At 71.4% G+C, this 25,466-nt stretch carries 26 protein-coding genes; 12 read left to right on the top strand and 14 right to left on the bottom strand.

From position 1 onward, the window contains the following. Positions 1-50 precede the first annotated feature (50 nt). On the top strand, positions 51-1,112 hold the full coding sequence (locus ACVMLK_RS09425) for an aspartate-semialdehyde dehydrogenase (RefSeq protein WP_457486248.1): 1,062 nt from the start codon (positions 51-53) through the stop codon (positions 1,110-1,112). A gap of 46 nt (positions 1,113-1,158) precedes the next feature. On the opposite strand, the gene ACVMLK_RS09420 is transcribed toward ACVMLK_RS09425, so the two are convergent. The 9 genes from ACVMLK_RS09420 to rpsF all read right to left on the bottom strand — a co-directional run bounded on the left by ACVMLK_RS09420 (position 1,159) and on the right by rpsF (position 9,209). Then, positions 1,159-1,932, bottom strand: coding sequence for an ABC transporter ATP-binding protein (locus tag ACVMLK_RS09420; RefSeq protein ID WP_198365909.1), 774 nt, complete (start codon positions 1,930-1,932; stop codon positions 1,159-1,161). After that, complete coding sequence (locus ACVMLK_RS09415) at positions 1,929-2,714, bottom strand: MlaE family ABC transporter permease (RefSeq protein ID WP_198365910.1); 786 nt, start codon at positions 2,712-2,714, stop codon at positions 1,929-1,931. The genes ACVMLK_RS09420 and ACVMLK_RS09415 overlap by 4 nt, the downstream gene beginning before the upstream one ends. 16 nt (positions 2,715-2,730) lie before the next feature. Continuing rightward, a complete protein-coding gene (gene alr, locus ACVMLK_RS09410) occupies positions 2,731-3,795 on the bottom strand; it encodes an alanine racemase (RefSeq protein ID WP_457486247.1) in 1,065 nt (354 codons plus the stop codon). Continuing rightward, the gene (locus tag ACVMLK_RS09405; protein WP_198365912.1) at positions 3,782-5,296 is read right to left on the bottom strand and encodes a replicative DNA helicase; all 1,515 of its coding nucleotides are present in this window, start codon (positions 5,294-5,296) and stop codon (positions 3,782-3,784) included. Before ACVMLK_RS09405 ends, alr begins: the two co-directional genes overlap by 14 nt. Positions 5,297-5,411: 115 nt before the next feature. Further along, entirely contained in the window at positions 5,412-6,674 is a 1,263-nt protein-coding gene (locus ACVMLK_RS09400; RefSeq protein ID WP_198365913.1) for an SAM-dependent methyltransferase, read from the bottom strand. A 215-nt stretch (positions 6,675-6,889) separates the two neighbouring features. Then, positions 6,890-7,459, bottom strand: a complete 570-nt coding sequence (gene rplI, locus ACVMLK_RS09395; RefSeq protein ID WP_457486246.1) for a 50S ribosomal protein L9 — start codon at positions 7,457-7,459, stop codon at positions 6,890-6,892. Positions 7,460-7,475: 16 nt separating this feature from the next. Then, positions 7,476-8,408, bottom strand: a complete 933-nt coding sequence (locus ACVMLK_RS09390; protein WP_457486245.1) for a DUF2232 domain-containing protein — start codon at positions 8,406-8,408, stop codon at positions 7,476-7,478. Positions 8,409-8,450: 42 nt separating this feature from the next. Beyond that, positions 8,451-8,729 carry a 30S ribosomal protein S18 gene (gene rpsR / locus ACVMLK_RS09385; RefSeq protein ID WP_198365916.1) on the bottom strand — a complete coding sequence of 93 codons (279 nt, stop codon included), beginning with the start codon at positions 8,727-8,729 and terminating at the stop codon, positions 8,451-8,453. 6 nt (positions 8,730-8,735) lie between these two features. Beyond that, positions 8,736-9,209: a 30S ribosomal protein S6 gene (gene rpsF / locus ACVMLK_RS09380; RefSeq protein WP_198365917.1), complete on the bottom strand. Its 474-nt coding sequence runs from the start codon at positions 9,207-9,209 to the stop codon at positions 8,736-8,738. A 366-nt stretch (positions 9,210-9,575) separates the two neighbouring features. Here rpsF and fabD point away from each other — a divergent pair, with 366 nt between their 5' ends. The 5 genes from fabD to mltG all read left to right on the top strand — a co-directional run bounded on the left by fabD (position 9,576) and on the right by mltG (position 14,082). Then, positions 9,576-10,529, top strand: coding sequence for an ACP S-malonyltransferase (gene fabD, locus ACVMLK_RS09375; protein ID WP_198365918.1), 954 nt, complete (start codon positions 9,576-9,578; stop codon positions 10,527-10,529). Positions 10,530-10,542: 13 nt separating this feature from the next. Further along, entirely contained in the window at positions 10,543-11,280 is a 738-nt protein-coding gene (gene fabG, locus ACVMLK_RS09370) for a 3-oxoacyl-[acyl-carrier-protein] reductase (RefSeq protein ID WP_198365919.1), read from the top strand. A 122-nt stretch (positions 11,281-11,402) separates the two neighbouring features. After that, positions 11,403-11,642 carry an acyl carrier protein gene (locus tag ACVMLK_RS09365; RefSeq protein ID WP_120009070.1) on the top strand — a complete coding sequence of 80 codons (240 nt, stop codon included), beginning with the start codon at positions 11,403-11,405 and terminating at the stop codon, positions 11,640-11,642. A gap of 48 nt (positions 11,643-11,690) precedes the next feature. Next, positions 11,691-12,974, top strand: coding sequence for a beta-ketoacyl-ACP synthase II (gene fabF / locus ACVMLK_RS09360; RefSeq protein ID WP_198365920.1), 1,284 nt, complete (start codon positions 11,691-11,693; stop codon positions 12,972-12,974). A gap of 127 nt (positions 12,975-13,101) precedes the next feature. Further along, the gene (gene mltG / locus ACVMLK_RS09355; protein WP_198365921.1) at positions 13,102-14,082 is read left to right on the top strand and encodes an endolytic transglycosylase MltG; all 981 of its coding nucleotides are present in this window, start codon (positions 13,102-13,104) and stop codon (positions 14,080-14,082) included. Between the two features lie 9 nt (positions 14,083-14,091). On the opposite strand, the gene ACVMLK_RS09350 is transcribed toward mltG, so the two are convergent. Continuing rightward, positions 14,092-14,880, bottom strand: coding sequence for an SDR family NAD(P)-dependent oxidoreductase (locus ACVMLK_RS09350; RefSeq protein ID WP_457486244.1), 789 nt, complete (start codon positions 14,878-14,880; stop codon positions 14,092-14,094). 39 nt (positions 14,881-14,919) lie between these two features. On the opposite strand from ACVMLK_RS09350, the gene ACVMLK_RS09345 reads away from it, so the two are divergent. Genes ACVMLK_RS09345 through ACVMLK_RS09335 form a run of 3 tightly spaced genes read left to right on the top strand, consistent with a single transcriptional unit; the run spans position 14,920 to position 17,371 of the window. Next, positions 14,920-15,813 carry a YicC/YloC family endoribonuclease gene (locus tag ACVMLK_RS09345; protein ID WP_457486243.1) on the top strand — a complete coding sequence of 298 codons (894 nt, stop codon included), beginning with the start codon at positions 14,920-14,922 and terminating at the stop codon, positions 15,811-15,813. Next, positions 15,810-16,439 (top strand): guanylate kinase, encoded by a 630-nt coding sequence (gene gmk / locus ACVMLK_RS09340; RefSeq protein ID WP_198365924.1) that lies wholly within the window; start codon positions 15,810-15,812, stop codon positions 16,437-16,439. Before ACVMLK_RS09345 ends, gmk begins: the two co-directional genes overlap by 4 nt. Positions 16,440-16,441: 2 nt before the next feature. Then, complete coding sequence (locus tag ACVMLK_RS09335) at positions 16,442-17,371, top strand: AEC family transporter (RefSeq protein WP_457486242.1); 930 nt, start codon at positions 16,442-16,444, stop codon at positions 17,369-17,371. A 24-nt stretch (positions 17,372-17,395) separates the two neighbouring features. Here ACVMLK_RS09335 and ACVMLK_RS09330 read toward each other — a convergent pair whose 3' ends face one another. Continuing rightward, on the bottom strand, positions 17,396-17,671 hold the full coding sequence (locus tag ACVMLK_RS09330; protein WP_198365925.1) for an usg protein: 276 nt from the start codon (positions 17,669-17,671) through the stop codon (positions 17,396-17,398). Between the two features lie 281 nt (positions 17,672-17,952). Between ACVMLK_RS09330 and groES the strand changes: the two genes are divergently transcribed. From groES to ACVMLK_RS09315, 3 genes are all read left to right on the top strand, one after another. Further along, positions 17,953-18,243 carry a co-chaperone GroES gene (groES, locus tag ACVMLK_RS09325; RefSeq protein WP_198365926.1) on the top strand — a complete coding sequence of 97 codons (291 nt, stop codon included), beginning with the start codon at positions 17,953-17,955 and terminating at the stop codon, positions 18,241-18,243. A gap of 51 nt (positions 18,244-18,294) precedes the next feature. Next, entirely contained in the window at positions 18,295-19,938 is a 1,644-nt protein-coding gene (groL, locus tag ACVMLK_RS09320; protein ID WP_422921760.1) for a chaperonin GroEL, read from the top strand. Between the two features lie 279 nt (positions 19,939-20,217). Next, entirely contained in the window at positions 20,218-20,421 is a 204-nt protein-coding gene (locus tag ACVMLK_RS09315) for a cold-shock protein (RefSeq protein WP_198365928.1), read from the top strand. An 81-nt stretch (positions 20,422-20,502) separates the two neighbouring features. Here ACVMLK_RS09315 and ACVMLK_RS09310 read toward each other — a convergent pair whose 3' ends face one another. The 3 genes from ACVMLK_RS09310 to ACVMLK_RS09300 all read right to left on the bottom strand — a co-directional run. Then, a complete protein-coding gene (locus tag ACVMLK_RS09310; RefSeq protein ID WP_457486241.1) occupies positions 20,503-22,551 on the bottom strand; it encodes a prolyl oligopeptidase family serine peptidase in 2,049 nt (682 codons plus the stop codon). A gap of 45 nt (positions 22,552-22,596) precedes the next feature. Beyond that, entirely contained in the window at positions 22,597-23,019 is a 423-nt protein-coding gene (locus ACVMLK_RS09305; RefSeq protein WP_457486240.1) for a tellurite resistance TerB family protein, read from the bottom strand. Between the two features lie 26 nt (positions 23,020-23,045). Then, the coding region (locus ACVMLK_RS09300) for an ATP-dependent DNA helicase (protein ID WP_457486239.1) at positions 23,046-25,466 on the bottom strand (2,421 nt) is incomplete at its 5' end.

Genomic DNA, 25,466 nt, shown 5'->3' with positions numbered 1-25,466 from the left:
CCGGACGGAACCGGCGCCCCGTCTCCTCCGGCCTCCATGGAAGAGACATCATGCTGTCCCTCGAAGAACCCGCCGAAGCCGCCTTCCGCCAGGTCGAGGCCGCCGCGCCCGTGGTGGCCATCGTCGGCGCCACCGGCGCCGTCGGTGTCGAGCTGCTGCACTGCCTGGAGAGCCGGGGCTTCCCGCTCGGCGGGCTGAAGCTGCTGGCCTCACCGCGCTCGGCCGGGCGGACGCTCGACTTCAAGGGCCGGCCCGTCACCGTCGAGGCGCTGACCGAGGACAGTTTCGCGGGCGTCGACATCGCACTCTTCTCCGCCGGCTCCGGCATCTCCAAGCGCTTCGCCGCCGCCGCGGTGAAGGCGGGCGCCCTGGTGGTGGACAATTCCTCGGCCTTCCGCATGGAGCCCGAGGTGCCGCTGGTGGTGCCGGAAGTGAATGCGGCCGCCCTGGCCGGGCATCACGGCATCGTCGCCAACCCGAACTGCGTCGCCGCCATCGCCACCGTCGCCCTGGCGCCGCTGCACCGCGCCCACCCCATCCGCCGGCTGACGGCCGCGACCTATCAGGCGGCCTCCGGCGCCGGCGCCGCGGCGATGGAGGAGCTGCGCGAGGCCACCGCCGCCTATCTCCGGGGCGAGAGCTTCGAGCCCAAGGTCCTGCCGCACCCCTACGCCTTCAACCTGTTCAGCCACAACGCCGAGATGGACCCGGAGAGTGGCTATAATGGCGAGGAGACCAAGGTGGTGGCGGAGACCCGCCGGATCCTCGGCGCGCCCGAGCTGCCGATCGGCATCACCTGCATCCGCGTGCCCGTGCTGCGCGCGCATGCCATGGCGCTGACCGTGGAGTTCGACGAGGTGGTGACGCCGGAGGAGGCGCGCGAACTGCTGGCCGCCGCCCCGGGCCTGCGCCTGGTGGACGACCGCGCCGCCAACCACTTCCCGATGCCCTCCGAGGCCTCGGGCCAGGACGATGTGCTGGTGGGTCGCATCCGCCGCGACGTCGGCGACCCCTCGGGCCGTTCGCTCGCCCTGTTCGTGGCCGGCGACCAGTTGCTGAAGGGCGCGGCGCTGAACGCGGTGCAGATCGCGGAACTGCTGCTGAAGCGGTAGGCGGGCAGGGGAGGGGGCTCGCGCCCCCTTCCGGCCTCCGGCCTGCTTACTTCCGCAATTCCATCCCGATCGGCCCCTCGCGCTCGCCGCGCGCGAACTGGTCCACCATGGCATTGCCGGTCTGGCCCAGCGTCGCGGCGGGGCCGGTCCAGACGATGCGGCCCTTGTGGATCATCGCCGCCGTGTCGCCGATGCGCCGTGCGCTGGCCATGTCGTGGGTGATGGAGACGGCGGTCGCGCCCAGCTTCTTCACGGTGTCCACGATCAGCCCGTCGATCACGGCGCCCATGATCGGGTCGAGGCCGGTGGTCGGCTCGTCGAAGAAGATGATGTCCGGCCGCGCCGCGATGGCGCGCGCCAGGCCGACGCGCTTCTGCATGCCCCCCGAGAGCTCGGCGGGCGAGAGATCGCCGACGCTGCCGTCCAGCCCGACCTGGGCCAGGATCTCCGCCGCCTTGCCGCGGGCCTCGGCCCGGGTGACGCGCTTCTGCGCCAGCAGCTTGAAGCAGACATTCTCCCAGACCGGCAGGCTGTCGAACAGCGCCGCGTTCTGGAACAGCATGCCGATGCGGTCGTTCAGCGCCTCGCGCTCGCGCCGGGGCATGGTCAGGACATCGTGCCCGTCGATCTCGATCGAGCCGGAATCCGGCGTGATCAGGCCGAGGATGCACTTGATGGTGACGGACTTGCCGGAGCCCGAGCCGCCCAGGATCACCATGCTCTGCCCGGCCCCGACATCGAGATCGACGCCGTCCAGCACCTTCTTGGCGCCGAAGCTCTTGGTCAGGCCGCGCAGGCGGATTTTCGGGGTGCTGCTCATGCGCCGAAGAACAGGGCGGTCAGGACATAGTCCAGCGCCAGGATGAGGATGGAGGAGGAGACCACGGCCGAGGTGGTGGCTGCGCCGACGCCCTGCGCGCCGCCCTTGCTGCGATAGCCGCTGTAGCAGCCCATCAGCGTGATGATGAAGCCGAAGACCGCCGCCTTCACCAGGCCGGAGATGACATCCATCGGCTCCAGGAAGTTCAGCGTCGAGGTCAGATAGGAGGTCGAGGTGAAGCCGAGCTGGGTGGTGCCGATGAGCCAGCCGCCCATGACACCGAGGATATCGGCGATCACCACCAGCAGCGGCATGGCCAGCGTGCCCGCCAGCAGGCGGGGCGCCACCAGGTACTTCATCGGGTTGGTCGAGAGCGTGGTCAGCGCGTCGATCTGGTCGGTGACGCGCATGGTGCCGATCTCGGCGGCGAAGGCGGCGCCGATGCGGCCCGCCACCATCAGCCCGGCCAGCACCGGCCCCAGTTCCCGGGTGATGGAGATCACCACCACATTGGCGATGGCGCTCTCGGCGCCGAAGCGCGAGAAGCCCGAATAGGACTGCAGCGCCAGCACCATGCCGGTGAAGACCGCCGTCAGCGAGACCACCGGCAGGGAGAAATAGGCGATCTCGACGAAGGCGCGGCCGATCAGATGGGGATAGAAGGGCGGCCGCACGATATGCGACACGCCGTTCATCGCGAAGAGCACGATGCCGCCCACCGTACGGAGGGCCTCCAGGACGCCGCGTCCGATCGCGGCGAGGAAATCCAGGACGAGGGTCAAGTTCGGGGGCGCCAGTTCATGCCGGGATGTAGCGCCGCTGGTAGCGGGCGCCGATGGCGGTAAGGATCTCGTAGCCGATGGTCCCGGCACGCGCGGCGACATCGTCCGGCGTCTGCGCCGCGCCGATCAGCTCGATGCGGTCGCCGGGCGCGACATCCAGGCCGGTGACGTCGAAGGTGGCGAGGTCCATGGAGACGCGGCCTACCAGCGGGACGGGGTGTCCGTCCAGGCTGCCGATGGCCTGACCTGAAAGGCTGCGGGGATAGCCATCGGCATAGCCCACGGCGACGGTGGCGATCCGACTCGGGCGTGGCGCCCGCCAGGAGGCGCTGTAGCCCACGGTCGCGCCTTCCGGTACCTCGCGCACCTGCAGGACGGGCGCGGTGAGCCGCACCGCCTGCCGCATCGGGTTGGGGCGGCCCGGAGTGGGGTTGATGCCGTAGAGCGCGCAGCCGGGGCGCGCCAGGTCGGAGGCGAAGTCCTCGCCCAGGAACAGGCCGGCGGAATTGGCGAAGCTGCGCGGAACGCCGGGAAGCGCCGCGCAGCCGGCGGCGAAGCGGCGCGCCTGCTCGGCGTTCAGCGGATGGTCCGGCTCGTCGGCGCAGGCGAGGTGGGTCATGACGTAGCGCAGCCCCAGCCCCGAGAGATCCCCCGCCCCCGCCAGCCCGGCGGCGTCCAGCCCGAGCCGCTCCATCCCGGTATCGAGGTGCAGGATGGCGCCGGTCGTGCCGGCAGCCCGGTGGGCCGCGACATCCTGCGGCGTGTTCAGCACCGGGGTCAGCGCGGCCCCCTGGTCGGCGCCCGGCGCGAAGCCACCCAGCACCGCGATCATCGGCCCATGGCTCAGCACGCGCCGCAGGGCGATGCCCTCCGAGAGATGGGCGACGAAGAAGTACCAGCAGCTGGCGGCCGCCAGGGCCCTGGCCACCGGCCCGGCGCCGAGGCCATAGGCATCGGCCTTGACCACCGCGGCCACGGCGCCATCCACATGCCGCTCACAGAGCGACTGCCAGTTGCCGACGATGGCGCCGAGATCGACCTCCAGAAGCCCGGCGCGCTCGCCGGGGTCAGTAGCCGTCATGCGCGCCGCCATGGTGGATGTCGAGGTCGCCGAAGCGGGTGAACTCGGCCTCGAAGAAGAGGGGGATGGTGCCGGTCGGACCGTGCCGCTGCTTGGCCACGATCAGGTCGGCGCGGTTGTAGGCCTTCTCCATCCGCTCCTTCCAGGCCGCCAGGGCATTCTCGTACTTCTCCCCATTGTCGAAGCCGGCCGCCTTGGGTTCCTGCATCTTCAGATAGTAGTCGTCGCGGTAGACGAACATCACCATGTCGGCATCCTGCTCGATCGAGCCCGATTCGCGCAGGTCGGCGAGCTGCGGCCGCTTGTCCTCGCGGTTCTCCACCTGGCGGGACAGCTGCGAGAGGGCGATCACGGGCACCGCCAGCTCCTTGGCGATGGCCTTCAGCCCCTGCGTGATCTGGCTGATCTCCTGCACCCGGTTCTCGGGGCGGGAGCCGGCGGCCGGGCGCATGAGCTGCAGGTAGTCGACCACGATCAGGTCCAGGCCGCGCGTGCGCTTGATGCGCCGGCAGCGGGTGCGCAGCGCCGAGATGGTGATGGCCGGCGTGTCGTCGATGAAGAGCGGCAGGCGGGCCAGCTCACGGCTGACCTCGACGAAGCGGTCGAAGTCGCGCTGCTGGATCTCGCCGCGGCGGATGCGGTCGCCCGAGACCCGCGCCTCCTCCGAGAGCAGGCGGGTGGCGAGCTGGTCGGCGCTCATTTCCAGCGAGAAGATGGCGCAGCCGCCCTTGGGCACGGCGCCGGGCCCGTGCTCGTCCTCGGCGGCGCGCAGGAGGGACTTGGCGGCGCCGAAGGCGATCTTGGTGGCCAGCGCCGTCTTGCCCATGCCCGGGCGGCCGGCGAGGATGACGAGGTCAGAGGGGTGCAGCCCGCCCGTCTTGGCGTCGAGGTCGCGCAGGCCCGAGGGCAGGCCGGAGACGCCGCCGCCGCTGGTGAAGGCCTTCTCCGCCATGGTGACGGCCTCGGTCAGCGCCCGGCCGAAGGTGACGAAGCCGCCCTCCGAGCCGCCATCCTTGGCGAGGTCGAAGAGCGCCTGCTCGGCCGCTTCCAGCTGCTCCTTGGCGCCCAGCTCGGCCTCGGCGCCGAAGGCGCGGTTCACCACCGTCTCGCCCAGGTCGATGAGCTGCCGCCGCAGCCAGGCGTCATGGATGACGCGGCCATATTCGCCGGCATTGATGATGCCGACCATGGCGGTCAGCAGCTCGGCCAGATAGGCGCTCCCGCCCACCTCCTGCAGCACGCCGGAATGCTCGAACTCGGCGCGCAGCGTCACCGCGTCGGCGAGCTGGCCCGCCTCGATCCGGCGTTGGATGGCGGCGTAGATGCGGCCATGCACGGCATGGGCGAAATGCTCGGGCGCCAGGAACTCGGAAACCCGCTCATAGGCCTTGTTGTTGGCCAGCAGCGCTCCCAGCAGCGCCTGCTCGGCCTGCGCATTCGCCGGGGGCTGCCGCTGCGACAGGCCGATCAGCCCGTCTCCGGGAGGGGGAACGCTGTTCATCCCCCCTACTTAGCCCGAGAGGCCGCCGGGGTGGAAACCGGGGGCTGTGGATAACGGGGATGTTCCGGATTGGGAATTGTGCCGCCGGCCCGGCACACCGCCCGGCGGCCGCCCCTCAGGGCCGCGGGCGGCAGGCCATCTCGCCGCCGGTCCGTCCCTGCGCCTGCGCGCTCTCCGCCGCCGCCCGCTCGGCCGCCTGCATGTAGTCCCGCGTCAGCGGCAGCGTCTCGGGCGAGCGGGTGAGCTGCAACTGCCAGTTCATATGCCCCATGCGCCGGAAGGCCAGCTCGGAGCCGATCAGGTAGAATTCGAACATGCGGCAGAAGCGTTCGTCATAGAGGCTCTGGATGGCGTCCCGGTTGGCGGCGAAGCGGCGGCGCCAATGCGCCAGGGTCTGCGCGTAGTGCAGCCGCAGGATCTCGATATCGGTCGTCCAGAGGCCGGACTTCTCGACATGCGGCAGCACCTCGGAGAGGGCCGGGGAGTAGCCGCCCGGAAAGATGTACTTGGCGATCCAGGGGTTGGTGCTGCCCGGCCCGTCGCTGCGGCCGATGGCGTGGATCAGCGCCACCCCGTCCGGCTTCAGGGCCGCGCGCAGGCTGCGGAAGAAGCGGCGGTAATGATCCACGCCGACATGCTCGAACATGCCGACCGAGACGATCCGGTCCACCGGCTCGCGCCAGTCGCGGTAGTCCATCAGCTCGAAGCGCACGCGATCGGCCAGGCCGGCCTCGGCGGCGCGGCCGCGGGCCACCTCCAGCTGCTCGGTGGAGAGGGTGATGCCGGTGACGCGGACGCCATGCTCCCGCGCCAGGTGCAGGGCCATGCCCCCCCATCCGCAGCCGATGTCGAGGACATGGAGGTCGGGATGGTCGAGCTTCAGCTTGGCGGCGATGTGCCGCTTCTTCAGCAGCTGCGCCTCCTCCAGGGACTCCTCGCCGGTCGGGAAATAGGCGCAGGAGTACTGCCGGTCGCGGTCCAGGAAGAGGGCGTAGAGGCGTCCGTTCAGGTCGTAGTGATGGGCGACGTTGCGGCGCGCGCGCCCCGCCGGGTTCAGCTGGTCGAAGCGGCGGCGCAGCCAGCGCAGCTTCTCCATCACCCGCTCCCCCGGGTGCCCGGCTTCCATCAGGTTGAGGACCAGCAGGTCCATCACCTCGTAGAGCGTGCTGCCGACCGGGCGGATCTCGCCGTTCATGTAGCCTTCGCCGAAGGCCAGGCCCGGATTGGTCACCAGCCGCCACTCGGCGCGCCGGCTGCGGATCTCGAAGGCGGCGGAAGGCCCGTCCTGGCCACCGTAGCGGCGTTCCACGCCGTCCGGGTAGCGAACGGTCAGCCGCCCGTGACGGATCATACGGGACAGCACACGATCAAACGGCATGTCTGGGCCCTCGCTGCTCACCACGATCCCGCATGTTGGGGAAAGGTCGCGAGGGCTGTCCAGTCACGCGGGGGCGAGGCCGATGGCCCCCCAAATCATGCCGGCCCACCGGAGGATGCCGCCGGCGGACCTCCGCGACGACAAAAGGGGGAGCGCCTGTCCGGCACTCCCCCCTCTCGACGCGTCCGTGGCCTCGGTGGAGGCCGGAGCCGGTCTTAGTCTTCGCTGGCGGCGCCCAGCTCGGACAGCTCGGCGGCCAGCTCGGCCTCCAGGCTCTCCTCCTCGGCCTGCTGCTCGGCGCGAAGATCCTCGCCGCGCGCCTGCTTCTCGGCCTCTTCCGGGGAACGGGCGACGTTCACCGTCACGAACAGATCCACCTCCGGATGCAGCGCGACGCGAACCTGGGTCAGGCCCACGGTCTTGATCGGCTGCTCCAGCAACACCTGGTTGCGGAAGATGGTCAGGCCGGCTTCCCGGCAGGCCTCGGCGATGTCGCGGCCGGACACGGAGCCATAGAGGCCGCCGGCCTCGCCCGCCTGGCGGATAATGACGACCGTGAGGCCGTCCATCCGCTCGGCGATGCGCTCGGCTTCCTCGCGGCGCTTCAGGTTCTGGGCTTCCAGCTGAACGCGCTCGCGCTCGAACCGGGCCAGATTGTCCTTGTTGGCGCGGATCGCCTTGCCCTGCGGGAGCAGGAAGTTGCGGGCATAGCCAGGGCGGACCTTCACCAGCTCGCCCATCTGGCCGAGCTTGTCGACCCGCTGCATCAGGATGACTTCGATCATCGGTGTAACCCCGATCTCACATGTTGGCGGGCGGGTTGCGGCGCCCGTACTGTTCGAGGAGGCCGAGCGCCACGAGGATCACGGCGCCCGGCAGGCTGAAGACGAGAATCAGGACATAGAGCAGGATCAGCACCGGCAGCCGGCCGCTGAAGGAGGCCAGCCGCGTGTGCATCGCGGCCAGCCCCTGCAGCAGCAGCGGCACCGAGAGCACCAGGCAGAGCGACAGCGGCAGCATGGCGCCGGCCTCGTCGGCCACCAGCCAGGCCAGTCCGGCCAGGGCCGGCAGGGCCGGATACCAGCCGGGCAACCGGCCCGACCGCCAGCGCGGCGCCGGCGCCAGGGCCAGGCCGCGGCGCTGCAGGAAGCCCTGCGCGCCGGCCGCGTTGGCCAGCAGCGCCAGCCCGACCCAAAGCGCCAGCGCCCCGGGCATGAGGCGGACGATCTGCTCGACCATCGGCTCCGACACCCCGCCGCCCATGCGCTCCAGGCCGTCGCGGACGGCCTCGTGCAGCACCGCCTCCAGCCCGCCATGCTCCCCCGCCGCGAGGCTCGCGGCCAGGGTCACGAAGGCCGGCCAGAGGCCCAGCAGCGCCAGCGGTGCCGTCAGCACGAGGCGCGGCCCGGGCCGCAGGCCGAGGGCCACCAGCATCCAGGCCGGCAGGGCATAGAGCACCAGCCAGAGCAGAAGGGCGACCCAGCCCGGCCCGGCCAGCAGCAGCGCCGCGCCGCCCACCGGAATGGCGAGGGTCGTGGCGATGCCGCCGAAGCCGAGCCCGGCCAGGAAGAGCGGCAGGGGAGAGAGCCAGAACAGGCCGAGCCCTCCCGGAAGGCCGCGCAGCGCCCAGAGCGTGGCCAGCGCCGAGACGAGCCCCGCCGCCGCCCCCGCCAGCAGGCGGGGATCGTCGATCAGACCGGTGGGAAAATTCCCTCGGGGGTGTCCCGCTGCCACGGCTGTGCCTGCCTCAGAGATCCTGAATCCCGTCCGCTGCCGTCAGTCGTTGATGACGTAGGGCAGCAGCGCCAGGAAGCGCGCGCGCTTGATGGCATTGGCCAGCTCGCGCTGCTTCTTCCCCGACACGGCGGTGATCCGGGACGGGACGATCTTGCCCCGCTCGCTCAGGAAGCGGGAGAGCAGGCGCACGTCCTTGTAGTCGATCTTCGGCGCGTTCGGGCCGGAGAAGGGGCAGGACTTGCGGCGGCGATAGAAGGGCCGGCGGGCGCCCACGGCGGGGCGACGGGCGGCGATGTTCGGTTCGCTGGTGTCGGACATGATGGATTACTCCTCGCCGCCGGTGTTCTCGGAATCATCGCGCGAGCGGGCGCGATACTCCTCACGGTCGTCGTTGCGCTCACGCGTGCGGCCGGAGGAGAAGCGCCCCGCCGGCGGGCGCGGGCCACGGAAGCCGCGGTCGCGCTCGCGGTCGTCGCCGCGCTTGGCCAGGATGGCGGAGGGCGCCTCGTCGATCGTCTCGACGCGCAGCGTCATGTGGCGCAGCACGTCCTCATTCAGGCCGAGCTGGCGGGCCACTTCCTGCTCGGCGGCCGCCGGGCAGTCGAGGCCGAGGAGCATGTAGTGCCCCTTGCGGTTCTTCTTGATGCGGTAGGCCAGGCCCCGAAGGCCCCAGTACTCGCGCTTCTTGACCTCGCCACCCGCCTCGGTGACGACGCCCGCGACCTGGTCGGTGATGGCCTCGACCTGCTGCTGCGTCAGGTCGTTTCGTGCGATCAGCACGGTCTCATACAACGGCATGGGATCTCCCTGTGGCTGTCTCAGCCCAAGCCTGCTCCGGCCCATGCCGGAGAGCGCAAACGGGCATAGCCGGGCGCGATGCCTCCGCGCCCGGCAGGGTGGCGCTGCGTAAACCATAATTGCCCCGCCGCGTAAACCGCCTTATCCACAGGGCGCGCCGGCCATGCCGTGGCCGCGGGGCTTCGCCGTCATCGCGGGAGCGCGGGCGGGCAGGGCCCTCCCAGGGGGGCTCGGGATGACATCCCGATGACGCTCGATTGTTGACACCGGGGGGCAGCGCCATTACCCCGCCCGGCTCCACACAGGGATTGTCGCCGGATCCGGCCTGCCGGCCGGCTGTCAGCGCAGAGGAAAGCCGACACCGCCATGCCGATCGCCTTCGTCTTTCCCGGCCAGGGCAGCCAGGCGCCCGGCATGGGCCGCGAGCTGGCCCAGGCCTTCGCCCCCGCCCGCGAGGTCTTCGAGGCGGTGGACGAGACGCTGCGGCAGAACCTCTCCCGCCTGATGTTCGAGGGGCCGGCCGAGGAGCTGACCCTAACCGCCAACGCGCAGCCGGCGCTGATGGCCGTCAGCCTGGCGGTCATGCGCGTGCTGGAGCAGGAGGGCGGCTTCGACCTGAAGTCGCAGGTGGCCCTGGTCGCCGGACATTCGCTCGGCGAATACAGCGCGCTCGCCGCGGCGCAGAGCCTCGACGTGCCGACCGCCGCCCGCCTGCTGCGGCTGCGCGGCGAGGCCATGCAGAAGGCGGTGCCGGCCGGCCTCGGCGCCATGGCGGCGCTGCTCGGCGCCGAGATGGCCCAGGCCCAGGCGATCTGCGAACGCGCCGCCGAGGGGCCGGAGGGCACCGAGGTGGTCGAGGCGGCCAACGACAATGGCGGCGGCCAGGTGGTGATCTCCGGCCATCGCGGCGCCGTGGAGCGGGCCGTCGCCCTCGCCAAGGCCGAGGGCATCAAGCGTGCCATGCTGCTGCCCGTCTCGGCGCCCTTCCATTCCGCCCTGATGGCGCCCGCCGCCGACGCCATGGCCGAGGCGCTGGCCCTGGCCGAGCTGCGCCCACCGCTGGTGCCGGTGGTGGCCAATGTCACCGCCGCGAAGGCGACGGACCCGGCCGAGATCCGCGAATTGCTTGTCCGGCAGGTGACCGGCACGGTGCGCTGGCGGGAATGCGTGGGCACCATGGTCGAGCTGGGCTGCGACCGATTCGTCGAGATCGGCGCCGGCAAGGTGCTGACCGGCCTGATGCGTCGCCTGGCGCCGGAGGCCGCGGCCCTGTCGGTGGGCACGCCCGCCGAGATCGAAGCCTTCCTCAAGACGTTGTGAGGCGATGAGCGGCATGTTCGGACTGGATGGAAAGGTGGCGCTGGTGACCGGCGCCACGGGCGGCATCGGCGCCGCAATCGCCCGCGCGCTCCATGCGCAGGGCGCGAAGGTGGCGCTCTCGGGCACGCGTGAGGCGGTGCTGCGCGAGCTGGCCGACGAGCTGGGCGAGGGCGCGCTGGTGGCGCCGGCCAATCTGTCCGACCCCGCCGCGCCGCAGGCGCTGATCGAGAAGGTCGAGGCGGAGCTCGGGCGGCTCGACATCCTGGTCAACAATGCCGGCTTCACCCGGGACGGCCTGGCCATGCGGATGTCCGACCAGGACTGGTCGGACGTGCTGGAGGTCGATCTGGCGGCGCCGTTCCGGCTGGCGCGCGCCTCGCTGCGCGGCATGATGAAGCGTCGCTCGGGCCGGATCGTCTCGATCGCCTCGATCGTCGGCGTCACCGGCAATCCCGGCCAGGCGAACTATGCGGCCGCCAAGGCCGGGCTGATCGGCATGAGCAAGTCGCTGGCCCAGGAAGTGGCCAGCCGTGGCATCACGGTGAATGTCGTGGCGCCCGGCTTCGTGCGCACCCCGATGACCGATGCGCTCAACGAGCAGCAGAAGGCCCGGCTGATGGAGCGGATTCCGCTGGGCCGCATGGGCGAGGCCACTGATATCGCGGCCGCGGTTGCCTATCTGGCATCCGATGCCGCCGGCTGGGTCACCGGCGCCACCCTGCACGTGAACGGCGGGATGGCGATGACCTGAAACGGAACGGCCGGGAAATCTGTTCCCCGGCTTGCTTCCATGTTAATGCCGCGCAGGTCGACGACGGGGGCGGTCCCCGTCCGGAATGCCGGCAGCGTCTGCAAGCAGGAGAGACTCGGGCGATGAGCGATACCGCCGAGAAGGTGAAGAAGATCGTTGTCGAGCACCTCGGCGTCGAGGAAGCCAAGGTCACGTCCGAGGCGTCGTTCATCGACGACCTGGGGGCCGACAGCCTCGACACCGTCGAGCTGGTGATGGCCTTCGAGGAGGCCTTTGGCGTCGAGATTCCCGACGACGCGGCCGAGAAGATCACGACCGTCAAGGACGCGATCGACTATATCGAGGCGCAGAAGGCCGCCTGAGGGCCTTCCATCCGCGCCGCGCAAGTAGACGTCTGGGGGAGATAACGCGTGTTCGGTTCTCTGACGACGCCGCGACGCGTCGTCGTCACCGGGATGGGCATTGCATGCCCGCTCGGCGTCGGCGTCGATCATGTGTGGCGGCGGATGCTCGCCAGCGAGAGCGGCATCGGCCCGATCAGCCTCTTCGATGCCAAGGACCTGCCGGCGCGTATCGCCGGCGAGGTTCCGGCTGGCGCCAAGACCGAGGGAAAGCTCGACTTCAACGAGTGGGTCCCGGTCAAGGACCAGAAGAAGATGGACCGCTTCATCCAGCTCGCCCTCGTGGCGGCGACGGAGGCGGTCGAGGATTCGGGATGGATGCCCGAGGGTGAGGCGGATCGGAACGCCACCGGCGTGATGATCGGCTCCGGCATCGGCGGCCTGCCCGCCATCGCCGAGAACGCCCTGCTGGTCGGGGCCGGCAAGGCCCGCCGCCTGTCGCCCTTCTTCATTCCCTCGGCGCTGATCAACCTGGCCTCCGGCCATGTCTCGATCAAATACGGCTTCAAGGGACCGAACCACGCCGTGGTCACGGCCTGCGCCACCGGCGTGCACGCGCTGGGCGACGCGGCACGGCTGATCGCATTGGGCGATGCCGATGTCATGGTCGCCGGCGGCACCGAGGCGGCGATCAGCGATATCGGCATGGCCGGCTTCTGCGCCGCCCGTGCCCTCTCGACCGGCTACAACGACACGCCGCAGGAGGCCTCGCGCCCCTGGGACGAAGGTCGCGACGGCTTCGTCATGGGCGAGGGCGCCGGTATCCTGGTGCTCGAGGAGTACGAGCACGCCAGGAAGCGCGGCGCCAAGATCTACGCCGAGGTCCTGGGCTACGGCATGTCGGGCGATGCCTATCACATCACCGCCCCGGCCGAGGGCCATGAAGGCGCCTTCCGGGCCATGAAGGCGGCGTTGCGCGACGCCGGCGTCACCCCGGAGCAGATCCAGTACGTCAATGCCCACGGCACCTCGACGCCGTTGGGCGACGACCTGGAGCTGGAAGCGGTCGAGCGGCTTTTCGGCGAGGCCGCGCGTGGCCTCGCCATGTCCTCCACCAAGTCGGCGATCGGGCATCTGCTCGGCGCCGCCGGCGCCGTGGAAGGGGTCTTCTCCATCCTCGCCATCCGGGACGGGGTGGCGCCGCCCACCCTCAACCTGCGCAAGCCCTCGCGGGAGAGCGTGATCGACCGGGTGGCGCTGCAGCCGCAGGAGCGGCCGATCGACGTGGCGCTGTCGAACAGCTTCGGCTTCGGCGGCACCAATGCCAGCATCCTGTTCCGCAAGGCGGGCTGAGGCACTTCCGGCCGGGCGGCAGGTTCTTCCCCTCCGCCCGGCCAGCCCCATCTGAGCATCAGGTGGGTGAAGGGCTCGCGGCCCTGGCTCAGCCTCCTTCCCCGCTTGCCGACGAGGAGGGCCGATCTTGCGCAAGTTCTGGATGTTCCTGCTGACCCTATTTCTTCTCCTGGTCGTGGCCGGCGCCGGAACGGCCTGGTGGGGCTGGCGCAGCTGGTCGGCGCCGGGCCCGCTGGCGCAGGCGACGCCGGTGGTGGTCGAACGCGGCGGCGGTGTCCAGACCATCGGCGCGACCCTGGCCGAGCGAGGAGTGATCCGTGATCCGCGCCTCTTCGCCGCGGCCGTCTGGCTGACGCGGGAGGAGGGGCCGCTGCGGGCCGGCGAGTTCCTCTTTCCCGCCCAGGGTTCGCTGCGCGACGTGCTGGCCGTGCTCCGCACCGCGCGCCCCGTGCAGCGCCGTCTGACTCTGCCGGAAGGTCTGACCGCCCGGCAGATGGCGGCGATCCTGCAGCAGGCGGAGGGCCTGTATGGCGACCTGCCGACCATCGACGAGGGCGAGCTGCTGCCGGAGACCTATGCCTATAGCTGGGGCGACAACCGCGCCGGCGTGGTGCGGCGTGCCGCCGCCGCCATGCGCGAGGCGCTGGACCGGTTGTGGAAGGAGCGGGCCCCGGATCTTCCCCTGGCCAGCCCGCGAGAGGCGCTGGTGCTGGCCTCCATCGTCGAGCGGGAGACCGGGATGCCGGAGGAGCGGGGGCGGGTGGCGGCGGTCTTCATCAATCGCCTCCGCCGCAACATGCCCCTGCAATCGGACCCGACGGTGGCCTATGCCGCGGCCGACGGCGCCGTGCTGGACCGGGCGCTGACCCGGGCCGACCTGGACCGCGAGCATCCGTTCAACACCTACCGCAACCGCGGGCTGCCGCCCGGGCCGATCGCCAGCCCCGGAATCGAGTCGCTGCGCGCGGTGCTGCGGCCCGACAGCACCGACGACCTCTACTTCGTGGCCGACGGCACCGGCGGCCATGCCTTCGCCCGGACCCTCGAGGAGCACAACCGCAACGTCGCCCGGTGGCGCGCCATCGAGCGACGCAGGGCCACGCCCTAGGCCGGCTGTTCAGCCTCGTCCCACCGGCTTGGCGGGCAGGCGGGCGGCGATGGCGGCGCGCAGCGCCATGGGCAGGGCGCCGGCCAGGCGGGCCATGGCATAGGTCGGCCAGGGGAAGGCGATTCGCGCCCGGCCGGCCTCGATGCCCCGCAGGACGCGCCGCGCCGCCGCCTCCGGTGTCAGCAGGAAGGGCATCGGGAAGTCGTTCACCGCCGTCATCGGGGTGCGGATATAGCCCGGGCAGACGGCGTGGATGCGCAGCCCCCGGTAACGCTCGGTCGCGTCATGCGCCTCGGCCCAGCGCTGCACGGCGGCCTTGCTGGCGCAGTAGGCGGCGGCGCCCGGCGTGGCGACGAAAGCGGCGACCGAGGCGATGACCGCCACCCGGCCGCGGATGCCGTCGGCGCCCGGCGGCTGCGCCGCCATCCTGTCCAGGGCGGGCAGGGCGGTGTTCAGCACACCGGTGACGTTCGTCGCGAAGATCGCCCGGGTCTGCCCGGACGGTTCCGCCACCCCGCCGGTGCCGCCGGAGACGCCGGCATTGGCGACCAGCAGGTCCAGCCGATCCATCCCCTCCACCCAACGGGCCGCCGACCCGGCATCGCGCACATCGAGCGTGGTCTCGCGCACCTGGGCTCCGGCGGCGCGGCAGCGGTTGGCCGCGCCGGCGAGGCGGGCCTCGTCCCGTCCCGTCAGATGCAGCGTCACGCCGGGCCGGGCACAGCCCAGGGCCAGAGCCAGGCCAAGGCCGGAGGAGGCGCCGGTGATGGCGATCGTCGTCCAGTCTCGGCGCGCCATGTCTTGCATCCTGTGCCGGAGGGGAAGAGAAGGCCGGTCATGGCCATTTCGTCGATGACCGGCTTCGCCCGGCAGTCGGGAGCCCTGCCGGACGGTACGGGTTTCGTGTGGGAACTGCGCAGCGTCAACGGGCGCGGGCTGGATCTGCGCCTGCGCCTGCCGCCCGGGCTGGATCCTCTGGAGGCACCGCTGCGCGAGGCCGTGGGGGTGCGCTTCAAGCGGGGCAACATCTCCGCCACGCTGTCCCTGAAGAGGGAGGAGCAGCGGCCCCGCCTGACGCCGGATCCGGTGGCGCTGGAGCAGGCCATCCTGCTCGTCCTGGCGGTGGCCGCGCGCATCCCCGGCTGCCCGCCGCCGCGCGCCGAGGCGGTGCTGGCCCTGCCGGGCGTGCTGCGGGCCGAAGCGGCCGATCCCGCCGCGGGCGAGGAGGAGGCCCGGCGAGCCGTGCTCTCCCGGGCCTTCGCCCTGGCGCTCGACGATCTGGCGGCCGCCCGCCGGGGGGAGGGGGAGAAGCTCGCCGCCATCCTCGCCACCCTGCTCGACGAGATCGCCGCCCTGCGCGAGGTGGCGCTGGGCGAGGCCGCCGCCCAGCCCGCAGCGCACCGGGCCCGGCTGCGGGCGGCGCTGGCCGAGATGCTGGAAGGCGAGCGCCGGGTGCCGGAGGAACGGCTGGCGGCGGAAGTGGCGTTGCTGGCGCAGAAATCCGACGTGCGGGAGGAGCTGGACCGGCTCGGCGCGCATCTGGCCGCAGCCCGCGCCCTGCTCGCGGAACCCGGGCCGGTGGGCCGCAGGCTGGAGTTCCTGACCCAGGAGTTCGGCCGCGAATCGAACACGCTGGGGGCCAAGTCGGCCAGCCTGGGGCTGACCCGCATCGCCCTGGACCTGAAGGCCGCGCTGGAGCGGCTGCGCGAGCAGGCGGCGAACGTCGAATGAACCGGATCTCCCGCCGGGGCCTCTGCCTCGTCCTCGCCGCGCCCTCGGGGGCCGGCAAATCCTCGGTCAGCCGGGCGCTGCTGGAGCGGGAGAAGGATCTCCGCCTCTCCGTCAGCGCCACCACGCGGGCGCCGCGCCCGGGCGAGCAGGAGGGGGTCCATTACTTCTTCCGCAGCATGGCGGAGTTCGAGGCCATGGAGGCATCCGGCGCGCTGCTGGAATCGGCCCGGGTCTTCGGCCGCCGCTACGGCACGCCGCGCGCCCCGGTGGAAGAGGCGCTGGCGGCCGGGCGGGACGTGCTCTTCGACATCGACTGGCAGGGCCACCGCCTGCTGCGCGCGGCTTTGCCGGCGGATGTGGTTAGCCTGTTCCTGCTGCCGCCGAGCCTGGCGGAGCTGGAACGCCGGCTGCACGGGCGGGGTCAGGATTCGCCGGAGGAGATCGCCCGCCGCATGCAGGCGGCGCGGGACGAGATCAGCCACTGGGCGGATTTCGACCATGTGCTCGTGAACAACGACTTCCACGAGACGGTGGCGGAGGCGCGGTCGATCCTGCATGCGGCGCGCTGCGCCCGCGGCCGCCAGCCTTGGCTGCCCGCCTTCATCGACGAACTGCTGAAGCCCTGACGATGGGCGGGCCCGTCATGCTGCTGCATGTCCTGGGGCCGATCTTCGCCCTGATCGGCCTCGGCTATCTCTTCGCCCGGCGGCGCTGGGTGAGCGAGGAAGGGCTGCGCGGCCTCAACGAATTCGCCTTCAAGCTGGCCATGCCGGCCCTGCTCTTCGCCGGCGCCACCTCGCCCCATTCCGGCGGCGGGGTGGTGGCGGTGGCGTTCTTCGCCGGCTGTCTGACGACCTATGGCCTGGCCCTGCTGCTGGGGTGGCGGCTGCTGCGGCTGCGGCTCTCCGAGGCCGGCTCCTTCGCCCTCAACTGCAGCTTCGGCAATACCAACATGATCGGCATCCCGGTCATCCTGGCGGTCTTCGGCCAGAGCGGGCTGGCGCTGCTGCTGGGCATCCTGGCCCTGCATTCGCTGATCCTGTTGCCGCTGGCCACGGTGGTGGCCGAGCTCGCGCACAGCAGCCAGGCCTCGATGACGCGGATCCTGAAGCCGACGCTGCTCGCCGTGCTGCGCAACCCGATCGTGCTGGCGGTGCTGCTCGGCCTGCTGGTCACGCTGGCCGGCATTCCGGTGCCGGCCACCGCGCGCCGCTTCCTCGACCTGGTGGGGCAGGCGGGGCCGCCCGTGGCGCTGTTCACCCTGGGCGCCAGCCTGCTCTCCTTCAATGCCCGGCGCGACTGGCCCGAGGCGCTGATGGGCTGCGGCCTCAAGCTGGCCTTCATGCCGGGGCTGGTCTGGGGTGCCGGGCTGGCGCTCGGGCTGGGGGGGGAGGCGCTGGCCGTGGCGGTGCTCACCGCCGCCATGCCGACCGGCGCCAATGCCTTCTTCCTAGCGCGGCGCTACATGAGCGGTGCCGAGCGCTCCGGCGCCACGGTGTTGATCGCGACGCTGCTCTCCACCGTGACGCTCTCGGCGCTGCTCCTGCTCCTGACGTGAGCGGGGAATCGGCCGGTTTTCTTCTCAGTGCAGGTTGAACTGGCCCTCGGCGTACCGAAATTCGGCGGGCCGGGTCAGGGCGCTCGACGCTACCCGCACGGAGTGCAGCGGACCATGGATCTCCCGCTGCCAGAAGGCCAGGAAGCGGTGGAGCTCCGGGAAGCGGGGCGCATGATCCACCTTCTGCCAGACGAAGCTCTGCAGCAGGCCCGGATGATCGGGCAGGTGGTAGAGGATCTCGGCGGTGGTCAGGCGCCAATCCGGGATTCGGACGAAGCCTTCGATATCCCGCAGCAGCATGGGCGATCGTCTCCGTTCTGGTAGCCGGCCCGGCCTTCGGGCCGTTCTGTTCCCCTTTCGGGCCAGGAGAGCATGCCATGGCGTGACCAGCGGATGACAAGAAAAACCGTCTGGTTTCAGTGCCTTGGCACTCTTCGACAAAGAGTGCTGCCGAACGCTTGACGACCTCCGAGGAGCGCCCTAGATCGTCAGCACTCTCCGGGAGTGAGTGCTAACAGGCTCGCCGGCCGGAGAGGCAACCGTCGCTGAATGCGCCACAATAGGGCGTCAGGAGAGGGCCAATGAATTTCCGTCCTTTGCATGACCGCGTCGTCGTCCGCCGGCTGACCGCCGAGGAGAAGACCGCGGGGGGCATCATCATCCCCGACACCGCCAAGGAGAAGCCGCAGGAAGGCGAGATCGTCGCCGTCGGCTCCGGCGCGCGCAACGAGAAGGGTGACCTCGTCGCCCTCGACGTGAAGGTCGGCGACCGTGTCCTGTTCGGCAAGTGGTCCGGCACCGAGGTCAAGATCTCCGGCGAGGAGCTCCTGATCATGAAGGAATCCGACCTGATGGGCGTGATCGCGGCCTGAGCCTGCGGACCCCCGTTTCCCACGAACCGATCAGAACAGAGGTAGAGAATCATGGCTGCTAAGGACGTCAAGTTCGGCGCCGGTGCCCGCGAGCGGATGCTGCGCGGCGTCGATATCCTGGCCGATGCCGTCAAGGTGACGCTGGGCCCGAAGGGCCGCAACGTCGTCATCGACAAGTCCTTCGGCGCGCCGCGCATCACCAAGGACGGTGTGACGGTCGCCAAGGAAATCGAGCTGGCCGACAAGTTCGAGAACATGGGCGCGCAGATGGTGCGCGAAGTGGCCTCGAAGCAGAACGACCTGGCCGGTGACGGCACCACCACCGCGACCGTGCTGGCCCAGGCCATCGTCCGCGAGGGCGCCAAGGCCGTGGCCGCCGGCATGAACCCGATGGACCTGAAGCGTGGCGTCGACAAGGCGGTGGCCGTCGTCGTCGAGGAGCTGAAGGCCAAGACCAAGAAGATCACCACCTCCGGTGAGGTCGCCCAGGTCGGCACGCTGTCCGCCAACGGCGAGTCCGAGATCGGCGAGATGATCGCCCAGGCGATGGAGAAGGTCGGCAACGAGGGCGTGATCACGGTCGAGGAGGCCAAGGGCATCCAGACCGAGCTCGACGTCGTCGAGGGCATGCAGTTCGACCGCGGCTATGTCTCCCCGTACTTCATCACGAATGCGGAGAAGATGATCGCCGAGCTCGAGAACCCCTACATCCTGATCCACGAGAAGAAGCTGTCCCAGCTGCAGCCGATGCTGCCGCTGCTGGAGAGCGTCGTGCAGTCCGGCCGTCCGCTGGTGATCGTGGCCGAGGATGTCGAGGGCGAGGCCCTGGCCACCCTGGTCGTCAACAAGCTGCGCGGTGGCCTGAAGATCGCCGCCGTGAAGGCCCCGGGCTTCGGTGACCGCCGCAAGGCGATGCTCGAGGACATCGCGATCCTGACCGGTGGCCAGGTGATCTCCGAGGATCTCGGCATCAAGCTCGAGACCGTCACGCTCGACATGCTGGGTCAGGCCAAGACCATCCGCATCGAGAAGGAGAACACCACGATCGTCGATGGCGCCGGCGCCAAGGACGACATCCTGGGCCGCGTGGAGCAGATCAAGGCGCAGATCGAGGAGACCACCTCGGACTACGACCGCGAGAAGCTGCAGGAGCGCCTGGCGAAGCTGGCCGGTGGCGTCGCCGTCATCCGTGTCGGTGGCTCCACCGAGGTCGAGGTGAAGGAGCGCAAGGACCGCGTCGACGACGCGCTGCACGCGACCCGCGCCGCGGTCGAGGAAGGCATCGTGCCGGGTGGTGGCGTGGCCCTGCTGCGCGCCGCCGGCAAGCTCGCCGACCTGAAGGGCGACAACAACGACCAGCATGTCGGCATCGAGATCGTTCGCCGCGCCATCCAGGTGCCGCTGAAGCAGATCGCCGAGAATGCCGGCAAGGACGGCGCCGTGATCGCCGGTGAGGTCCTGCGCGACGGCACCTACGAGTACGGCTATGACGCCCAGCTCGACGAGTACAAGAACCTCGTCGACGCCGGCATCATCGACCCGACCAAGGTCGTCCGCACCGCCCTGCAGGACGCGGCCTCCATCGCCGCCCTGCTGATCACCACCGAGGCGATGATCGCCGAGCGTCCGGAGAAGAAGGCTCCGGCCGGCGCTCCGGGCGGCATGGGCGGCATGGGCGGCGACATGGACTTCTGATCCTCCGGGATCGAGGTCCGGCCCCCGGGCTGGAACAGCAGGAGGGGCGGCCGCAGGGCCGCCCCTTTTCGCATGCGCGGGGGCTAACGCGTTCGTTACGAAACGGCGCCGGTTTGCGTTGACAGGGCGGTGCCGATCTGCCCCACTTCTTCTCGCCAACCGCTGCCGATCGCCTTGCCGTGCCTCCGGAGACCCGGTCGCCTTCAAGCCGTGAAACCGGATGGGCCACAGGCAAGGGCGCTCATGCCCTGCCGCCGCATTTGAGAGGAGTGCGTCGCCATGGCGACCGGCACCGTGAAGTGGTTCAACGCGACCAAGGGCTTTGGATTCATCGTCCCGCAGGATGGCGGCAAGGATGTCTTCGTGCACATCACCGCCGTCCAGAAGGCGGGCCTACAGGGCCTGAACGAGAATCAGAAGGTCAGCTACGACGTGGCCATGGAGCGCGGCAAGGCTGCCGCGATCAACCTGAAGCCGCTCTGAGGCCCCGGCGGAGGCGGCCAACTAGGCCGCGTCCGGCTTGCATGCCCGCTCTCCCTTCTAGGAGGCGGGTTTTTTCGTCCGTCAGGCGGTTTCCCAGCCGATGGCGCGCCGCAGGAAGGCATTGCCCAGGGCGGAGAAGGCGGCGACCTCGCCATTGTCCTTGCCATAGCCATGTCCGCCGGCCGCCGGCTCGTAGAACAGCGCCTCGTAGCCCAGAGACTGGAGCCTGGCCGCCATCTTCCGCGCATGGCCGGGATGGACGCGATCGTCCCGCCGGCTGGTGGCGATCAGGATCGGCGGATAGGGCCGCCCCGCCACGGCGGCCTGATAGGCCGAGAAGTGGCGCATGAAGGCCCAGTCCTCGGGCCTGTCGGGGTCGCCATACTCGTCCTTCCAGCTCGCCCCCGCCAGCAACCGCGTGTAGCGGCGCATGTCGATCAGCGGGATGGTGCAGAACAGCGCGCCGAAGCGTTCCGGGTAGCGGGTCAGCATATTGGCGATCAGCAGGCCGCCATTCGAGCCGCCCTCCGCCGCGATCCGCCCGGGCCGCGTCACGCCGCGCCGCACCAGGTCGGCGGCGACGGCGGCGAAGTCGTCGTGCGAGAGGATCTTGCCCTGGCGCCGCCCCGCCTCGTGCCAGGCGGTGCCGAACTCGCCGCCGCCCCGGATATTGGCGATGACCGCCGTGCCGCCCTTGGCCAGCCAGAGCAGGCCGGAGGTGCTGCTGTAGGCGGGCAGCAGCGGGATCTGGAAGCCGCCATAGCCGGTCATGTGGACCGGCGCATCGCCGCTCCCCCCGCCTTCCTGGTGGCGGGGACCGATCTGCACATAGGGAATGCGCTCGCCATCGGTCGAGACGGCCTCGTGGCGCGAAACGGCCAGGCCGCTGGCGTCGAAGGCGGGCGAGGATCGCCGCAGCACCGCCGGCGCCGTCAGGCGGATGTCCGTCAGCAGCATCTCGGGCGGCGTGAGCGGGTCCTGCGCCATGACCAGCAGCGTGCCGTCGGATTCGTCCTCACGCTCGTCGAGCGGGCGGAGGCCGACCACGCCGATATCCGGCAGGCCGGTGACGGGCGCCGAGGTCCAGCCCTCCTCGCCGGGCGTGAGGAGGGTGAAGACGGGGCGCAACTCGTCGAGCACGGAGAGCACCAGCCGGCCGGCGCACCAGAAGAAGCCCTGCAGGGCCCGGCGCGGCGCCGGCGTGAACAGCGTGCGGAAGCGGGCCTCGCCCGCCAGCACCTCCGCCAGCCGCGCGCCCAGTACGGTGTCCGGGGCGTGGGTGACGCCACCCACCGTCCAGGGCTTGCGCGGCTGGGCGGCGAGCCAGCCGCGCTGCCAGGACAGGCGCAGGTCGGTCGGCAGGTCGATGCGGCGGGAGCGGCCCTCGCGGTCGCCGAGATGGATCGCCTGGTCGAAGAAGCCGAGCTGCTCCTGGAAGACCAGGATCTCCCGCCCGTCCTCGCGCTCCACCCCGCCCCAGGCGCCCATGGACTCCACGCCGGTCTCGAACAGGATGCGGGCCTCGCCCGGCGTCTCGCCCCGGCGCAGCAGGCGGATGCTGCGCGGATAGCCGGAGCGGGTGGAGCTGGCCGCGTCGAGCGCCAGGGAGACCAGCAGCGTGTCGCGGTCCAGCCAGTCGGCACCACCCTTGGCTTCCGGCAGGGCGAAGCCGCCTGCCGGGAAGGCGCGGGTCGCGAGATCGTATTCGCGCAGCACCACGGCGTCGCCGCCGCCGCGCGAGAGGCGCAGCAGGGCGCGGTCATGCGTCCCCGGCAGGGTGCCGGCGCCGCGCCAGACCCAGTCCTCGCCCTCGGCGGCGGCCAGGGCGTCGAGGTCGAGCAGCACCTCCCAGTCCGGCCGCTCCTGGCGGAAGCTGTCGAGCGTGGTGCGGCGCCACAGGCCGCGCGGCTGCGCCGCATCCTGCCAGAAGTTGTAGAGATGCGCGCCGCGGCGGGTCACGAAGGGCAGCCGGTCCGGCCGGTCCAGCGCCGCCTTCACCGCGTCGCGGTCGGCGGCGTAGCGGGCATCGGCGAGGCGGGCGAGGGTGGCCGCGTTCTGCGCCTCCACCCAGGAGAGGGCGCGCTCCCCCTCGATCTCCTCCAGCCACAGAAAGGGGTCGTCCTCGGTCATGCGGCGGCTCCGTGCCGGAGGGAGAGACTCGGGAGGGAAAGTGGCTCAGACGATCTGGTAGCGGGCCTTGGCCGCCCGCTCGATGGCGCCGGCGATCAGGCGGTCGATATCCAGGCCGATGCGGAAGTCCTGCAGGAAGCGCAACTCCTCCTGGGTGGCGTCGCCATCCGCCGCCGCCACCTCGCAGGCCAGCAGATAGGCGGTCTCCCGCAGGCGGGGCGGCAGCGTGTCCCGGATCAGGGCGCAGGCGCGGTCCAGGCCGTCGTTCTGCCGCAGCAGGGTCAGGCAGGACTCCGTCACCGTCTCGATCTCCTCGGGGAGGAATCCGTCGAAGACCGGCAGTTCCTGCACCAGCCGCGCCATCATGCCCAGCTCGGCATCGGACATCTGCTGGTCGGAGGCGGACATCAGCACCATGGCGCAGACCAGGGCCTCCTGCGCATTGAAGCGGATCTTGGTGTGCGGCATCGGTCTCTTCCTTGTTCGGCGAAGGCCTAACGCAGGGCGGGCGCCGCTTCAATCGCCCCGGCGGGCGGGCCGCCGAGGAAGGCGGCGGTCTGCCGGACCGCCTCGGCGAGGCCCAGGCGCTGCGGGGTCACGCCGTCCGGCAGGCCGGCGAGCAGGCGTGAGGGGGTGCGGGGATCGAGCAGCACGAAGACGCCCCGGTCGTCGGCGCGGCGGATCAGCCGGCCGAAGGCCTGCCGCAGCCGGTGCCGGGCGATGGCATCGTCATAGGCGGATGGCCGGCCGCCCGAGAGATGGATCCGCCGCTCCCGGTGGAGGATGGAGGGGCGCGGCCAGGGCACGCGGTCGAACACCAGCAGGCGCAGCGCGCGGCCCGGCACGTCCACCCCGTCGCGCAGCGCGTCGGTGCCGAGCAGGCAGGAATCCTCCTCGGCGCGGAAGATGTCGACCAGGGTCGCGCTGTCCATGGCGTCCACATGCTGGGCGTAGAGCGGGATGCCGGCCTCGGCCAGGGCGGGGGCGAGGCGGGCGTGCACCTCGCGCAGCCGGCGGATGGCGGTGAACAGGCCGAGCGCGCCCCCGCCGGCGGCCAGGAAGAGCTGCTGCATCGCCGCCGCCACCTGGGCGGGGCTGTCCCGGCTGAGATCCTCGACGATGAAGGCCCGCGTATTGGCGGCATAGTCGAAGGGCGAGGGCAGGGCGGCGCGGATGGCCGGGTTCGGCAGGTGCTGCACCCCGGTGCGCGCCTCGGCCTCGCGCCAGGCGGCCTCGGGGTCGTGGCGGGCGGCGTCGCGCAGCGTGGCGGAGGCGATCAGCACGCCATGGGCCGGAGCTGCCACCTGGGTGGCGAAGGGCACGGTGGGGTCCAGCCAGTGGCGGTGCAGGCCGGCATCGATGTCGCGCCCCTCGCGCCGGGACAGCGCCAGCCAGTCCACGAAGGTCGGCCGCTGGCCGGGCTCGGCGGGGGCCTCGCGCAGCTGGCGCAGCATGGCGGTCCAGGCGGTGAGCGGCATCAGGGCGCGCCGCTCGACGCTGCGGATGGCGGTCTCCAGGCGGATGCGGTCGCCGGTCTCCAGCTCCTGGTCCGGGTCCTCCAGGATCCCGGCGAGCAGCTTCGCCAGGTACTTCAGCGGGTCGCGCAGCGCCTCGAGCGCCGTCTCCAGCGCGGCGGCGGCGCCGGGGAGGTCCGCGTGCAGGGGATGGAGGTCGCATTCGGCGTCATAGAGCGGATCGGCCTCGGCGCTGCGCGCCAGGACCTGGGCGCGGGCGGCGCGCAGGAAGGCCTCGCCGGGCGCGGCCCCGTCCTCGGCCTCGTCCCAGCGGTCCCACCAGCCGGCGCCGGGCAGGGCGCGCGCGGCATGTTCCACCAGGTCGAGCGGCGGCAGCAAAGCGGGGTGCTGGGCCAGCATCTCCTCCAGCCGGCGGCGCAGGCCGCGCGCCCGGCTCCGCCCGCCTTCCTGGCCCAGCAGCCAGCGGCGCAATTCGGCCATCTCGGCGCCGCAGAGGGCGGCGGAGAAGGCCCCGTCGGCGGCATCGAAGAGATGGTGCCCCTCGTCGAAGACATAGCGCAGCGCTGGCCCGTCCTCGCCGCCGCCCAGCGCCGCCTGGACCATCACCAGGGCGTGGTTGGCCACGACCAGGTGCGCCCCGGCGGCGCGGCGGATCGAGTGCTCGACATAACACCGCTTCCAGTGCGGGCAGGCGGAATGGATGCACTCGCCGCGGCGGTCGGCCAGGAGCGAGATGCTGCCGGGCGGAAACAGCTCGACCAGCCAGCCGGGAAAGTCGCCGCCCAGCAGGTCGCCGTCCCGCGTGGCCAGGGCCCAGCGCGCCACCAGGGCGAGGGCGGTGAGGCGGCCCGGCATGGCGCCGCTCACCGCCTCGTCGTAGTTCAGCAGGCAGAGGTAGTTCTCGCGCCCCTTGCGGATCACCACCTTGCGGCGCCGCTCCTCGGGTTCCGGATAGAGGCGGGCCAGCTCCTGGTCGAGCTGGCGCTGCAGGTTGCGGGTATAGGTGGCGATCCAGACCGGAGCGCCGTTCCGCTCGGCCCAGAGGCTGGCCGGCGCCACATAGCCCAGCGTCTTGCCGGTGCCGGTTCCCGCCTCGGCCAGCACCAGGCGGGGCTCGCCGGCCAGCTCCCGCGGGGTGAAGGCAAGGCTGGCGGCGGAGGCGAAGTCCGCCTGGGAGGGGCGCTGCTCGGCACCTTCGCCGAGGATCTCGGCCAGGCGGGCGCGCGCCTCGGCCGGCGCCACCGGATGGCTGGCGGGCGGCGGCGGCGGGCCGGCATCCTCCCATTCGGCGAGCTGGCGCCAGACCTTCAGGGCATCGGCCGAGGGGCGGGCGGCGGGCTGGCCCAGCGCCGCCAGCACGGAGTCCGCCCAGGGCCAGTCATTCGCCTGCCGCAGCCGCGCCGCCAGCATCGCCGCGTCGCGGTTCAGCGGCGCGTGGCG

Source organism: Teichococcus aerofrigidensis (assembly GCF_054073225.1).
Note: the sequence above shows the minus strand (reverse complement) of the source record. Positions and strands in the feature narration are given on the sequence as shown.

Excerpts from the sequence above, each read along its gene's own strand:
- ACVMLK_RS09425 (WP_457486248.1), top strand. The coding sequence starts at position 51 with ATGCTGTCCCTCGAAGAACCCGCCGAAGCCGCCTTCCGCCAGGTCGAG.
- ACVMLK_RS09420 (WP_198365909.1), bottom strand. The coding sequence starts at position 1,932 with ATGAGCAGCACCCCGAAAATCCGCCTGCGCGGCCTGACCAAGAGCTTC.
- alr (WP_457486247.1), bottom strand. The coding sequence starts at position 3,795 with ATGACGGCTACTGACCCCGGCGAGCGCGCCGGGCTTCTGGAGGTCGAT.
- ACVMLK_RS09405 (WP_198365912.1), bottom strand. The coding sequence starts at position 5,296 with ATGAACAGCGTTCCCCCTCCCGGAGACGGGCTGATCGGCCTGTCGCAG.
- ACVMLK_RS09400 (WP_198365913.1), bottom strand. The coding sequence starts at position 6,674 with ATGCCGTTTGATCGTGTGCTGTCCCGTATGATCCGTCACGGGCGGCTG.
- rplI (WP_457486246.1), bottom strand. The coding sequence starts at position 7,459 with ATGATCGAAGTCATCCTGATGCAGCGGGTCGACAAGCTCGGCCAGATG.
- rpsR (WP_198365916.1), bottom strand. The coding sequence starts at position 8,729 with ATGTCCGACACCAGCGAACCGAACATCGCCGCCCGTCGCCCCGCCGTG.
- rpsF (WP_198365917.1), bottom strand. The coding sequence starts at position 9,209 with ATGCCGTTGTATGAGACCGTGCTGATCGCACGAAACGACCTGACGCAG.
- fabD (WP_198365918.1), top strand. The coding sequence starts at position 9,576 with ATGCCGATCGCCTTCGTCTTTCCCGGCCAGGGCAGCCAGGCGCCCGGC.
- fabG (WP_198365919.1), top strand. The coding sequence starts at position 10,543 with ATGTTCGGACTGGATGGAAAGGTGGCGCTGGTGACCGGCGCCACGGGC.
- ACVMLK_RS09365 (WP_120009070.1), top strand. The coding sequence starts at position 11,403 with ATGAGCGATACCGCCGAGAAGGTGAAGAAGATCGTTGTCGAGCACCTC.
- ACVMLK_RS09350 (WP_457486244.1), bottom strand. The coding sequence starts at position 14,880 with ATGGCGCGCCGAGACTGGACGACGATCGCCATCACCGGCGCCTCCTCC.
- ACVMLK_RS09345 (WP_457486243.1), top strand. The coding sequence starts at position 14,920 with ATGGCCATTTCGTCGATGACCGGCTTCGCCCGGCAGTCGGGAGCCCTG.
- gmk (WP_198365924.1), top strand. The coding sequence starts at position 15,810 with ATGAACCGGATCTCCCGCCGGGGCCTCTGCCTCGTCCTCGCCGCGCCC.
- ACVMLK_RS09335 (WP_457486242.1), top strand. The coding sequence starts at position 16,442 with ATGGGCGGGCCCGTCATGCTGCTGCATGTCCTGGGGCCGATCTTCGCC.
- ACVMLK_RS09330 (WP_198365925.1), bottom strand. The coding sequence starts at position 17,671 with ATGCTGCTGCGGGATATCGAAGGCTTCGTCCGAATCCCGGATTGGCGC.
- groES (WP_198365926.1), top strand. The coding sequence starts at position 17,953 with ATGAATTTCCGTCCTTTGCATGACCGCGTCGTCGTCCGCCGGCTGACC.
- groL (WP_422921760.1), top strand. The coding sequence starts at position 18,295 with ATGGCTGCTAAGGACGTCAAGTTCGGCGCCGGTGCCCGCGAGCGGATG.
- ACVMLK_RS09315 (WP_198365928.1), top strand. The coding sequence starts at position 20,218 with ATGGCGACCGGCACCGTGAAGTGGTTCAACGCGACCAAGGGCTTTGGA.
- ACVMLK_RS09310 (WP_457486241.1), bottom strand. The coding sequence starts at position 22,551 with ATGACCGAGGACGACCCCTTTCTGTGGCTGGAGGAGATCGAGGGGGAG.
- ACVMLK_RS09305 (WP_457486240.1), bottom strand. The coding sequence starts at position 23,019 with ATGCCGCACACCAAGATCCGCTTCAATGCGCAGGAGGCCCTGGTCTGC.